The sequence below is a fragment of the Streptomyces sp. ID05-39B genome, from assembly GCF_033794725.1.
Lineage (GTDB): Bacteria > Actinomycetota > Actinomycetes > Streptomycetales > Streptomycetaceae > Streptomyces > Streptomyces bobili.
In genome coordinates this window covers 1-12,486 of the sequence record NZ_JARGEF010000241.1, presented here as the reverse complement: position 1 = coordinate 12,486, position 12,486 = coordinate 1, and the positions used below count along the sequence as shown (strand labels likewise).

Sequence of the window (12,486 nt, the reverse complement as noted above, 5' to 3'; positions counted from 1 at the left end):
GTGCCGGCGGACACGACGGTGTGGTTCACGACGGTCTGACGAGCCTGACGGACCTGACGGACCTGACGGACCTGATGAGCCTGACGGACCTGACGGCGTACGCAGCGCAGGGCCTGCCGCCCGGATACGGGGCGGCAGGCCCTGACGGCGTTGAGCAGGCGATCAATTGAGGAGGATTGAGGCGGTCGGATGTTGCTGCCGGGACGCGCCCTCGGAACCTTTACCGGTTCTCCCGTCATGACATAGCCTCGTGACCAAGACCACACGGCGTGGTGGAAGGCGGTCGTTGAATGTCCGGCACTGAATCCTCCGACTACACCCAGCGGCTCGCCCGGCTGGAGACCTCGGGGATCAAGCGGCTGTTGCCCACTCAGGCCCCCTACCGGTGGAACCTGAAGCGGCTGGGCCTGGGCCGGGTCCTTGACGTCGGCTGCGGCATCGGACGGAACCTGCTGAACTGCGGCCCGGACAGCGTGGGCGTCGACCACAACGAGACCTCGGTTCTCACGTGCCGTGAGCGCGGCCTCACCGCGTACACGCCGGACGAGCTCGCCGAGGCTGCCGACTGCGGCCCTGGCTCCTTCGACAGCCTGCTGTGCGCCCATGTACTGGAGCACATGGACGAGGCCCTGGGTAACTCGATCCTGGAGCAGTACCTGCCGCTGGTGAAGCCGGGCGGCTCGGTCGTCCTGATCACGCCGCAGGAGTCCGGCTACAAGACCGACGCCACCCATGTCCGCTTCGTCGACTTCGAGGGCCTCCGCGCCCACGCCGAGAAGGTCGGCCTGACCATCGAGCGCACGTACTCGTTCCCGTTCTCCCGGGCGGTGGGCAAGGCCTTTCCGTACAACGAGTTCGTCCTGGTCGCCCGCACCCCGGGCTCCCTGAACTGACCACCGTGAGTCGCGCCCTGGCGTAGTCCTTACTTCCTGTGGCGCACAGGTGGAAACAGGGCACGCCACCGGGTTCTGGAGTCGCGCGCTGTGGACGCCGCCGCGGAGAGCGGGCGCGGGCCGCGCCTTGTCGACGCCTTCGCGTCACCGCTGGGGGTACGGCCTGCTCGGATCCCGGCGCGAGGGTCTCGGGCAAGCACTGCTGCGCCGAGCTGAGCCTGGGGGATGTCCGGTGAGCGGCCGACCCTGATCCGTACCGGGACCGGGGCCGGGACCAGTGTGCGTCGCCAACGGCCCCAGCGGACGGCGAGGCGAAGGCCCCAACGGACACGACGGTGTCGTTCACCAGGACCCCATGACGGCCCCCCGAAACTTCTTGCATCAACTTCACACGGCCCGCTGCCCTTTCAGGCGACGGGCCTCTAACATCTGCGTCACCGCAAGATTGCGGGAATCTTTCAGCAAGAACCTTCAATGTCGAAGGAACCCCACATGGCACGCAGAACCCTCTCCGGGGCGCTGGCCCTCTCCGCCGCCGCCCTTGTCATGACCCCGTCGTTGGCGCAGGCCTCCCCGCCCGGCGTCAAGGACGTCACCGCCGTCCTCTTCGAGTGGAACTTCGCCTCCGTCGCCAAGGAGTGCACCAACACCCTCGGCCCCGCCGGCTACGGATACGTGCAGGTCTCACCGCCCGCCGAGCACATACGGGGCGCGCAGTGGTGGACGTCGTACCAGCCGGTCAGCTACAAGATCGCGGGGCGCCTCGGCGACCGTACGGCCTTCCAGAACATGGTGAACACCTGCCATGCGGCGGGCGTGAAGGTCGTCGTCGACACGGTCGTCAACCACATGTCCGCGGGCAGCGGCACCGGCACCGGCGGCTCGTCGTACACGAAGTACAACTACCCCGGCCTGTACTCCTCGCACGACTTCGACGACTGCACCTCCCAGATCAGCAACTACAACGACCGCTGGAACGTCCAGCGCTGCGAACTGGTAGGCCTCTCCGACCTGGACACGGCTGAGGGTTACGTCCGTTCCGCGATCGCCGGGTACATGAACGACCTGCTCACCCTCGGCGTCGACGGCTTCCGCATCGACGCGGCCAAGCACATCGACACCGCCGACCTCGCCGACATCAAGTCCCGGCTGACGAACCCGAACGCCTACTGGAAGCAGGAGGCCATTTACGGCAGCGGCGAGGCCGTGCAGCCCACCGAGTACACGGGCAACGGGGACGTCCAGGAGTTCCGCTACGCCTACGACCTCAAGCGGGTCTTCAACAACGAGAACCTCGCCTACCTGAAGAACTACGGCGAGGGCTGGGGCTACATGAGCAGCTCCGTCTCCGGCGTCTTCGTCGACAACCACGACACCGAGCGCAACGGCTCCACGCTCAGCTACAAGGACAACGCCAACTACACCCTCGCCAACGTCTTCATGCTCGCCTACCCGTACGGCGCCCCGGACATCAACTCCGGCTACGAGTTCTCCGACACGGACGCCGGTCCGCCCAACGGGGGCAGCGTCGGTGCCTGTTGGCAGAACGGCTGGAAGTGCCAGCACGCCTGGCCCGAGATCCAGCGCATGGTCGCCTTCCGCAACGCCACCCGCGGCCAGTCGGTCACCAACTGGTGGGACAACGGGGGCGATGCCATCGCCTTCGGCCGCGGCTCCAAGGGCTACGTCGCGATCAACCACGAAAGCGGTTCCCTGAGCCGTACCTACCAGACCTCGCTGCCCGCCGGGACGTACTGCAACGTGCAGAACAACACGACGGTGACGGTCGGTTCGAACGGGCAGTTCACCGCCACCCTGGGCGCGAACACGGCGCTGGCGATCTACGCGGGCAAGTCGAGCTGCTGACCGCCTGACAGCAAGGGTCGTTGAAATTTCTTTCTGTTACTTTCACGACCCTTGCTGTAAGCCTTTCGTCGGGGATACGGTCGCGCCGGCGCCCGGCGACACAGCCGTCCCGTGGCGCAGGGGTCGGACCCAATGAGCCGTAATCGCAAGGAGTTCACACCTGTGACACCGAGATGGCCGGCGCCCGGGACGCGCCGCACCACCCGTGCCGGACGGGTCGCCGCGGTCACCGCGGCCGCCCTCGCGGCCGCCCTCGTGCAGCCCCTCGCGGCCGACGCCGCCACCCCGCCCCCGCCGCCCTCCGACGCGGCGCTCGCGAAGACCGCCGCCCGGCACGACCTCACCCGCGAGCAGTTCTACTTCGTCCTGCCGGACCGTTTCGCCAACGGCGACGCGAAGAACGACCGGGGCGGGCTGACCGGTTCCCGCCTCGCCACCGGCTACGACCCCACCGACAAGGGCTTCTACCAGGGCGGCGACCTGAAGGGCCTGACCCAGCGCCTCGACTACATCAAGGGCCTCGGCACCACCGCCCTGTGGATGGCGCCCATCTTCAAGAACCAGCCCGTCCAGGGCAGCGGAAACGACGCGTCGGCCGGTTACCACGGTTACTGGATAACCGACTTCACCCAGGTCGACCCGCACTTCGGCACCAACGCGGACCTCGAAACCCTCATCGACAAGGCGCACGCCAAGGGGATGAAGGTCTTCTTCGACGTCATCACCAACCACACCGCCGACGTCATCGACTACGAGGAGAAGTCCTACGGCTACCTCGCCAAGGGCGCCTTCCCGTACCTGACCGAGGACGGCGAGCCCTTCGACGACGCCGACCACGCGGGCACCGGCGACTTCCCCGACGCCGACGCCGACTCGTTCCCCCGCACGCCCACCGTGCCGTCGGCGAAGAGGAACCTCAAGGTTCCCTCCTGGCTCAACGACCCCACGATGTACCACAACCGGGGCGACTCCACCTTCGCCGGCGAGAGTTCGGCGTACGGAGACTTCTCCGGTCTCGACGACCTGTGGACCGAGCGTCCCGAGGTCGTCCAGGGCATGGAGAAGATCTACCAGCGCTGGGTGCGTGACTTCGGCGTCGACGGTTTCCGCATCGACACCGTCAAGCACGTGAACATGGAGTTCTGGACCCAGTGGGCCACCGCCCTCGACGCCTACGCGGCGAAGCGGGGCCGCGACGACTTCTTCATGTTCGGCGAGGTCTACTCCGCCGACACCGCCGTCACCTCCCCGTACGTCACCCAGGGCCGCCTCGACGCCACCCTCGACTTCCCCTTCCAGGAGGCGGCCCGCCAGTACGCCTCCCAGGGCGGCAGCGCGAAGAGACTGGCCTCCGTCTTCGGTGACGACTACCGGTACACCACCGACAAGGCCAACGCCTACGAGCAGGTCACCTTCCTCGGCAACCACGACATGGGCCGCCTCGGCCACTTCCTGAACCAGGACAACCCCAAGGCCACGGACGCCGAACTCCTCGCCAAGGACCGGCTCGCCAACGAGCTGATGTTCCTCAGCCGCGGCAACCCCGTCGTCTACTACGGCGACGAGCAGGGCTTCACCGGCGCGGGCGGCGACAAGGACGCCCGCCAGACCCTGTTCGCCTCCCGCACCGCCGACTACCTGGACGACGACCAGATCGGCACCGACCGCACCCACGCCGGTGACGCCTACAACACCCGCGCCCCGCTCTACCGGCAGATCAGCGCCCTCTCCCAGCTCCGCAAGGCCAACCCGGCCCTGACCGACGGCATCCAGACCGAGCGGTACGCGGCCGACGGCGCCGGCGTCTACGCCTTCTCCCGCACCGACGTCAAGAGCGGCACCGAGTACCTCGTCGCCTTCAACAACGCGAGCGAGTCCAAGCAGGCGACCTTCGCCACCGGTTCGGCGGGCATGCGCTTCGACGGCCTCTACGGCACGGACGCCAAGGTCACCTCGGACGCCGACAAGAAGATCACCGTCACCGTCCCGGCGGGCGCCGCGATCGTCCTCAAGGCGGCCGGAAAGCCCACCGCCCCGGCCACCAGGCCGACCGTCTCCCTCGAGGCCCCGGCCGCCGGAGCCACCGGCACCGTCGAGCTGAGCGCCGACGTGGACGGCGGCGGGCTCAACCGCGTCGTCTTCGCCGCGCAGGTCGGCAACGGCCCGTGGAGGACCCTCGGCTCCGCCGACCACGCCCCGTACAAGGTCACGCAGGTCATCGGTGAGGACGTACCGGCACAGACGGCCCTGCGCTACAAGGCCGTCGTGATCGACTCGGCCGGGCGCACGGCGAGCGCTACCGCCGCCTCGGCCACCGGCACCCCGCCGGTGCCCGAGACCCCCACCGCCTCCTCCCGCGACTACGCGGTCGTCCACTACAAGCGCACCGACGGCGACTACGCGAACTGGGGCCTGTACGCCTGGGGAGACCTCGCCGAGGGCGAGTCGACGAACTGGCCCGACAGCCACCCCTTCACCGGCCGTGACGCGTACGGCGCCTTCGCCTACGTCAAGCTCAAGCCCGGCGCGACCGGCGTCGGCTTCCTCGTCATCGACGGGCAGGGCAACAAGGACGTCTCCGCGGACCGCACCATCGACGTCACGAAGAGCGGCGAGATCTGGATCGAGCAGGGCAAGGAGACCGTCCTCACCGAGCGGCCCGAGCAGCCCGCGCAGGACAGGAGCAAGGCCGTCCTGCACCACCACCGGGCCGACGGCGCCTACGAGGGCTGGGGCCTGCACACCTGGACGGGCGCCGCGAACCCCACCGAGTGGTCGAACCCGCTGAAGCCGGTGCGCACCGACAGCTACGGCGCCGTCTTCGAGGTGCCTCTCGCCGAGGGCGCCACCAGCCTCAGCTACATCCTCCACAAGGGCGACGAGAAGGACCTCCCCACCGACCAGTCGCTGGACCTCACGGCGAGCGGCCACGAGGTGTGGCTCCTCGACGGCCAGGAGAAGTACCTCCTGCCGCAGCCCGCCGGCTCCGCCGCGGCCCTCGACCTGACCACCTCCAAGGCGGTCTGGATCGACCGGAACACCGTCGCCTGGAACGGCTCCGACGCGGCCGCCTCCACCCAACTGCTGTACTCGCGCACCGGCTCGGTCGCGGCGAAGGACGGTGCGCTCACCGGCGCCGACCAGCGCTGGCTGCGGCTCGCGAAGAGCACGCTCACCGACGGCCAGAAGGCGAAGTTCCCGCACCTGAAGGGTCACACCGCCTGGACCGTCGACCCGCGTGACCGCGACCGCGTCCGCGAGGCACTCCGCGGGCAGGTCGTCGCCTCCCAGCGGGCCGTGAACGGGGCCGTCCTCGCGGCGACCGGCGTACAGACCGCGGGCGTCCTCGACGACCTCTACGCGGGCGCGACGAAGGCCCACCTCGGCCCGACGTTCCGCGACGGCCGTCCCACCCTGGCCGTCTGGGCGCCCACCGCGCAGAAGGTGACCCTGGAACTCGACGGCTCCACAGTCGGGATGAAGCGCGACGACGCCACCGGCGTCTGGTCCGTGACCGGCCCCAGGTCCTGGAAGAACAAGCCCTACCGGTACGCCGTCACGGTGTGGGCGCCCAGCGTCCGCCAGATCGTCACCAACAAGGTCACCGATCCCTACTCCGTCGCCCTGACCGCGAACTCCGAGCGCAGCCTGGTCGTCGACCTGGCGGACAAGTCCCTGGCGCCCAAGGGCTGGTCGAAGCTGGCCAAGCCCGCCGCCGTCCCCCTCAAGGACGCCCAGATCCAGGAACTGCACGTCCGGGACTTCTCGGTGGCCGACCCGACGGCCGCCGACCCCGGCACCTACCTCGCCTTCACCGACCGCGACAGCGACGGCTCGAAGCACCTGCGCGAGCTGGCGAAGTCGGGCACCTCCTACGTCCACCTCCTGCCCGCCTTCGACATCGCCACCATCCCCGAGAAGAAGGCCGACCAGGCGACCGTCGACTGCGACCTCGCCTCCTTCCCCGCCGACTCCGACAAGCAGCAGGAGTGCGTGGCCAAGGCCGCCGCCAAGGACGCCTACAACTGGGGGTACGACCCCTACCACTACACGGTCCCCGAGGGCTCCTACGCGAGCGACCCCGACGGCACCGCCCGTACCGTCGAGTTCCGCGAGATGGTCAAGGCGCTGAACCAGGACGGCCTGCGCGTCGTCATGGACGTCGTCTACAACCACACCGCCGCCGCAGGACAGGCCTCCACCAGCGTGCTCGACAAGGTCGTGCCCGGCTACTACCAGCGCCTCCTCGCCGACGGCTCGGTCGCCAACAGCACCTGCTGCGCCAACACGGCCACCGAGAACGCCATGATGGGCAAGCTGGTCGTCGACTCCCTCGTCACCTGGGCCAAGGAGTACAAGGTCGACGGGTTCCGCTTCGACCTCATGGGCCACCACCCCAAGGCCAACATCCTCGCCGTCAGGAAGGCGCTCGACGCACTCACCCTCGCCAGGGACGGCGTCGACGGCAAGAAGATCATTCTGTACGGCGAGGGCTGGAACTTCGGCGAGGTCGCCGACGACGCCCGCTTCGTCCAGGCCACGCAGAAGAACATGGCCGGGACGGGCATCGCCACCTTCTCCGACCGGGCCCGTGACGCCGTCCGCGGCGGCGGCCCCTTCGACGAGGACCCCGGCGTCCAGGGCTTCGCCTCCGGTCTCTACACCGACCCCAACTCCTCCACCGGCAACGGAACTCCGGCGGAGCAGAAGGCCCGCCTGCTGCACTACCAGGACCTCATCAAGGTCGGGCTGAGCGGCAACCTCGCCGCCTACCGCTTCACCGACACCGACGGCAAGGACGTCACCGGCGCACAGGTCGACTACAACGGCGCCCCGGCCGGCTACGCGGACGCCCCCGGCGACGCCCTCGCCTACGCCGACGCCCACGACAACGAGTCGCTGTTCGACGCCCTCGCCTTCAAACTGCCGGCGGACACCTCCGCCGCCGAGCGGGCCCGCATGCAGGTCCTGGCGATGGCCACGGCCACCCTCTCCCAGGGCCCGGCGCTCTCCCAGGCCGGCACCGACCTGCTGCGCTCCAAGTCCCTCGACCGCAACTCCTACGACAGCGGAGACTGGTTCAACGCGATCCACTGGAACTGCGCCGACGGCAACGGCTTCGCCGGCGGACTGCCCCCGGCCGCCGACAACGCCGCCAAGTGGCCCTACGCCAAGCCTTTGTTGACCAAGGTCGGCGTCGGCTGCGCCCAGATCGACGGCACCTCCGCCGCCTATCAGGACCTGCTGAGGATCCGTACGACGCAGAAGGAGTTCTCCCTCGGTACGGCCGCCCAGGTGCAGTCGGCGCTCTCCTTCCCGCTGTCGGGCAAGGACGAGACACCCGGCGTGATCACCATGGAACTCGGCGATCTGGTCGTCGTGTTCAACGCGACGCCCGACGCACAGCGCCAGCGGGTCGGCTCCCTGGCCGGGACCGGATACCGCCTGCACCCCGTGCAGGCCGCCGGAACCGACCCCACCGTCAAGTCCGCGGACTATGCGGCGCCGACCGGCACCTTCACCGTTCCGGCACGAACCGTCGCCGTTTTCACCCGCACTTCCTGACCATCGCACCACCTTCGTGGAGCAGACCCCGAACCGGGTCTGCTCCACCGGTGTGTCCGGGAGTCGAGGCGATGGGCGCCAACGGCAGGCGGACCGAGGTGACCGTACTGGCCGTGGACGACTCCACGGCCGGCCGGTTCGCCCCGGGCAACCGGCTGCGCCGCGCCGGCCACCAGGTCGTCACGGCCACCACCGGCCGCACGGCACTCGCCGAACTCGACGCACGGCTGCGCGGCGGGCACCCTGCCCGATGTGGCCCTCGTCGACGTCGACCTGCCCGACATGAGCGGCTTCGACCTGTGCCGCCGGATCAAGGCCCGCCCGCACATGGCCGGGCCGCCCGTCGTGCACTTCTCCGCCGCCACGCTCGCCCCGGCGGACCGCTGCCAGGGACTGGACACCCTGCTCGACCTGTTCGGCCGCGCACGGGAGGACGACATCGCCATGCCGGCGATGCGGCTCGCGCAATAGGCTGGCCTTCGCCGCCCGCCACCGGGCCGTCCAGAAGGGGTCCCCATGCCGCAGATCACCGTCGACTACTCCGACCGTCTCGCCGACGACTTCGACCGGCCCGGCTTCGCCACCGCGCTGCACGAGGCCGTGGTCGAGATCGCCGCCGCCAAGCCGCCGGCCTGCAAGACGCGGTTCCGCCGCACCGAGGACGTCACCGTCGGCGCCGACACCGAGGGCCACGCCCTCGTGCACGTCCACATCGCCCTGCTGGCCGGCCGCACCGAGGAGACCAAGGCCCAGCTCACCGAGGCCGTCCTCGAACTGCTGCGCCAGCACGTCAAGCCGACGGCGGAACTGGCCGTGCACGCCTCCGCCGAGGTACGCGACCTCGACCCCTCGTACCGCAAGTACGAGGGCTGAACCCGCTCAGGACGCCAGGGCGATGAGCCGGGTGACCAGGTCGCCGAAGGGGCCGTCGGCCGGTTCCCCGCCCAGGACCGGCCGCAGCAGGGCCCGCAGCTCCTCGTCGTAGGCGGCGGTGACGGCGGTCAGGGCGGCGAAGTCGCGCACGAGCTTGACCTCCAGCTCCTCGCGCGGGATGCGCCGCCCGTCCAGCCAGATCAGCGCGGTCGACTCGGCGAGCGAGATCCAGGAACGGACGATCAGTTCGAGCCGCACGGGCGCCTCGGTGACCTCCAGATGCGACAGGATCTGCTCGTAGGCGGCCTGGCGCACGGAGTCGACGAGCGCGTTCGTGGTGGAGGAGCCGACCGCCGGGCCGCCCCGCATCAGGGCCGAGAAGCCGGGGCCGTGGGCGTCGACGAAGTCGAAGTACCGGCGCATCACCCGCAGCAGCCGGGACCCCAGCGGCCCCTCGTGCGGTTCGGCGAACCGGCTCGCCAGATCCTCCGAGGCCCGCTTCAGCGCGGCCTCGTACAGGCTGAGTTTACCGGGGAAGTAGTGATAGACGAGCGGTCGCGAGATGCCCGCCGCCGCCGCTATCTCGTCGATGGAGACCTCGTCGGGGGACCGGCGGGCGAACAGTTCGAGAGCGACGCCGATCAACTGCTGCCGCCGCTCCTCCACGCCCATGCGGCGGCGAACCCCGGTAGTCATACGAACACCTTACCGATCGAATCCGGACGCGAACGGACCGGACCGACCCTGGTGTGCGTACGGCGTCCTCACACGTCGAGCACCAGACGGTCACTCCGGGCCCGGGACCCACGGATCAGCATCGAGTCGCCACGCTCCGCGTCGGTCAGACACACGTCCCGGCGCTCCACCTCGCCCTTCAGCACCCGCTGCCGGCAGGTCCCGCAGAAGCCCTGCTCGCACGAGTACGCCGTGTCCGGCAGCTCGGCCCGCGCCGCCGCCGGCCCGGAGAAGTCACCCCGACCGTCGACATCGTGCCGCTGCGCCGCAGTTCCACTCGAAGGCGCCGCCGTTCACCACCCCGGCGGCGAACCGCTCGGACCGGACGTCCGGCACCCGCTGCGCCACGGCCGCCAGGAACCGCTCCGGCCCGCAGCAGCAGACCGCGGCCCTGCCGGACAGTTCAGCGAACAGCGCGTCCAGGCCGGGCCGCCCGTCCTCGTCCTCGGCTACCACCGTCACCCGCCCCGCCCCGGGCTGCACGACCTCCTCCGGCGGTGACGCGGTGTCCGCCGCGTCCCCGCACAGCGAGTACTGCCGAACCAACGGCTCCTCAGCGGAGGCCCCTGATCGTCCGGCCGCCCTCCAGCGTTCCCTCCAGCCCGGCCTGCGTGCCCTGCTGCGTCGGTACGGCCAGCCGGCTGCCCTTCCCGGACGCGCGCACCCCGCCCGTCGTGCGCACCGACTCGGTGTCCTTGTCACCGGCGGCGAGCAGGTACCAGGTGCCCGCCTCCGACTTCCACAGCACCCCGGCCAGCACATGCGGATCACGCGGACCGCAGGCGGGAACGTCCCCGGCCTGCGCCGTGACCGCCCCGAACAGTCCGCCCGGCGTGTGGAACTGGGCCAGCACCCGGCTCCCGTCGCCCCGCCAGGTGTCGGCGCGCGTGCACACCCACCCGGCCTGTCCGCCGGAGTCGGGCAGCGGCTGACGCGCGTACGCCCAGGCGTTGACCGTCCGCACGCCCTGCGCCCGGACCTCGCCCAGCGAGCAGGCGAACGGCGCCCAGGTACGCAGCGCCTCCGCGCCCGTCGCCTCCTTCGGCGAGGTGGGCCGGCCCGCGGTCAGCCGGGCGGGCACCAGCTCACCGAGGTCGCTCAGCAGATACGACCCGGAGGCGTCGGTCACCTGGAGCACGTTCCACGTGGTGCAGGCGCCGGCGCGGGTGGCCGGGCTGGACAGCGGCGAGGTGATGCCCTCGGCCAGGCTCAGGTCCATCATTCCCGCGCCTGGCTTCGACAGGTCCCGCTCGGCCGCCTTCGACACCCAGGGTGCCGTGAGATAGCGGACGTTGCCGTCGGCCCGGTCCAGGACCACCGCGGCCGCCTCGGCGCCGGTCGCGCCGTCCACCCGCGCGAAGTCCAGCGCCGCCCCCGCCGTGCCGTCCTTCGGTTCGGCGTAGCGGGCGATGCGCAGGCCGTCGTACAGGATGACCACGCGGGCCGTGGCGACATCGCCCGCGTACAGCAACTGGGGAGGTCCCGCGGGGCCGCCGGACGGGGTGCCGGGCGTGGACGAGACGCGGACCCGGTCGCCGGGGCGGGCCCAGACGGCGAGGGCGCGGCGCAGCAGCGCGTCGTCGCCGGTGAGGCCGCCGCGCGCGGGCCAGACGGAGAAGTCGGTGCGCGCGGAGGTCTTCCAGGCGGCGGGGGAGATCCTCACCAGCCGCCCGGGGTCGAGGGCGGCCTCGGCCGCCGGGTTGCGCGCGTACGCCGGGGCGGCCGCACCGTCGGGTCCCCAGCCGTCGCCGGGCAGCGCGAAGAGGGTGCCGCACACGGCGAGTGCGGCGGCGGCGGCGAGCGCCGCCTTGGTGTGCTGGCGCCGTCGCATCAGGTCGGTGGGGCGGACCTGGAGCGAGCAGGGGTCGAACTCGGGGGAGTCGAGCAGCGCGTACCGCGCGGCGACCGTGTCTGCCTCCCGCAGGGCGGCGTCCGCGGCGTCGACGCCGGCCTCGGTCAGCACCTCGCGCACATCGCCGTCGGGGAGGTTCTCCAGACCGCGCAGGGCATAGGCGGCACGGGCCGGGCCGGAGAGCGCGGACAGCCGCTGGTCCAGGGCGAGTTCGTCGGCGCCGCCGGAGCGCGGGAAGAGGCGCAGCCCCCACACCTGCGGGAGCAGCGGCGGCAGTTGGGCCCGCCGGGGCAGGGCCCGGCGGCGCAGCGGCAGGCCGGCCTCCAGCGCCGTACGCACGACCTGGAGGCGGACGTAGGCGTAGCCGGGGTCGCCGTCGCGGGCGGTGGACTGGGCGGGGATGGCGGGGGCCGAGGTGCGGCGGCGGGGCAGCGCGCGCTGGACGAGGGCGTGGGCGGTGAGGACGCGCCTGCCGCGGCTGAGGCGGGGCGGCAGCACCAGATAGGCGAGCCGGACCAGACGCGGGTAGTGCTCGACGAGCGCGGCCTCGGCCTGCTCGACGTCGACGGTCCGGTCTGCGGCGGAACCGGGTGCGGGGCGCGGGGCGACATCCTGTGACTGCACGTCCAGCAGAACGACTGAGCCGGGGGATGGTCACCCCGGCCGCGGCGCTCGCGGCCCACTCCGGCGGGAGGGCGGGAG

General features: G+C 71.0%; 8 protein-coding genes and 1 pseudogene. 5 read left to right on the top strand and 4 right to left on the bottom strand.

The features are described 5' to 3' along the window. Positions 1 to 290: 290 nt before the first annotated feature. The 5 genes and pseudogenes from P1P75_RS33935 (at position 291) to P1P75_RS33915 (ending at position 9,197) form a co-directional block, all read left to right on the top strand. Positions 291 to 893 carry a class I SAM-dependent methyltransferase gene (locus P1P75_RS33935; protein ID WP_319262787.1) on the top strand — a complete coding sequence of 201 codons (603 nt, stop codon included), beginning with the start codon at positions 291 to 293 and terminating at the stop codon, positions 891 to 893. Between the two features lie 492 nt (positions 894 to 1,385). Continuing rightward, complete coding sequence (locus P1P75_RS33930; RefSeq protein WP_319262785.1) at positions 1,386 to 2,759, top strand: alpha-amylase family protein; 1,374 nt, start codon at positions 1,386 to 1,388, stop codon at positions 2,757 to 2,759. A 162-nt stretch (positions 2,760 to 2,921) separates the two neighbouring features. Continuing rightward, a complete protein-coding gene (pulA, locus tag P1P75_RS33925) occupies positions 2,922 to 8,324 on the top strand; it encodes a pullulanase-type alpha-1,6-glucosidase (RefSeq protein WP_319262783.1) in 5,403 nt (1,800 codons plus the stop codon). Between the two features lie 71 nt (positions 8,325 to 8,395). Further along, positions 8,396 to 8,723: pseudogene (locus P1P75_RS33920) on the top strand (two-component system response regulator); the annotation flags it as partial. A 117-nt stretch (positions 8,724 to 8,840) separates the two neighbouring features. Then, positions 8,841 to 9,197 (top strand): 5-carboxymethyl-2-hydroxymuconate Delta-isomerase, encoded by a 357-nt coding sequence (locus tag P1P75_RS33915; RefSeq protein ID WP_319262781.1) that lies wholly within the window; start codon positions 8,841 to 8,843, stop codon positions 9,195 to 9,197. 6 nt (positions 9,198 to 9,203) lie between these two features. Here the strand turns inward: P1P75_RS33915 and P1P75_RS33910 are convergent, their stop codons facing one another. From P1P75_RS33910 to P1P75_RS33895, 4 genes are all read right to left on the bottom strand, one after another. Then, on the bottom strand, positions 9,204 to 9,893 hold the full coding sequence (locus P1P75_RS33910; protein WP_319262779.1) for a TetR/AcrR family transcriptional regulator: 690 nt from the start codon (positions 9,891 to 9,893) through the stop codon (positions 9,204 to 9,206). Between the two features lie 68 nt (positions 9,894 to 9,961). Next, a complete protein-coding gene (locus P1P75_RS33905) occupies positions 9,962 to 10,135 on the bottom strand; it encodes a 2Fe-2S iron-sulfur cluster binding domain-containing protein (RefSeq protein WP_319262789.1) in 174 nt (57 codons plus the stop codon). Between the two features lie 31 nt (positions 10,136 to 10,166). Then, positions 10,167 to 10,478, bottom strand: a complete 312-nt coding sequence (locus P1P75_RS33900; protein ID WP_319262777.1) for a hypothetical protein — start codon at positions 10,476 to 10,478, stop codon at positions 10,167 to 10,169. Positions 10,479 to 10,485: 7 nt separating this feature from the next. Then, the gene (locus tag P1P75_RS33895; protein ID WP_319262775.1) at positions 10,486 to 12,408 is read right to left on the bottom strand and encodes a hypothetical protein; all 1,923 of its coding nucleotides are present in this window, start codon (positions 12,406 to 12,408) and stop codon (positions 10,486 to 10,488) included. Positions 12,409 to 12,486: the final 78 nt, after the last annotated feature.

Excerpts from the sequence above, each read along its gene's own strand:
- P1P75_RS33910 (WP_319262779.1), bottom strand. The coding sequence starts at position 9,893 with ATGACTACCGGGGTTCGCCGCCGCATGGGCGTGGAGGAGCGGCGGCAG.
- P1P75_RS33935 (WP_319262787.1), top strand. The coding sequence starts at position 291 with ATGTCCGGCACTGAATCCTCCGACTACACCCAGCGGCTCGCCCGGCTG.
- P1P75_RS33930 (WP_319262785.1), top strand. The coding sequence starts at position 1,386 with ATGGCACGCAGAACCCTCTCCGGGGCGCTGGCCCTCTCCGCCGCCGCC.
- P1P75_RS33915 (WP_319262781.1), top strand. The coding sequence starts at position 8,841 with ATGCCGCAGATCACCGTCGACTACTCCGACCGTCTCGCCGACGACTTC.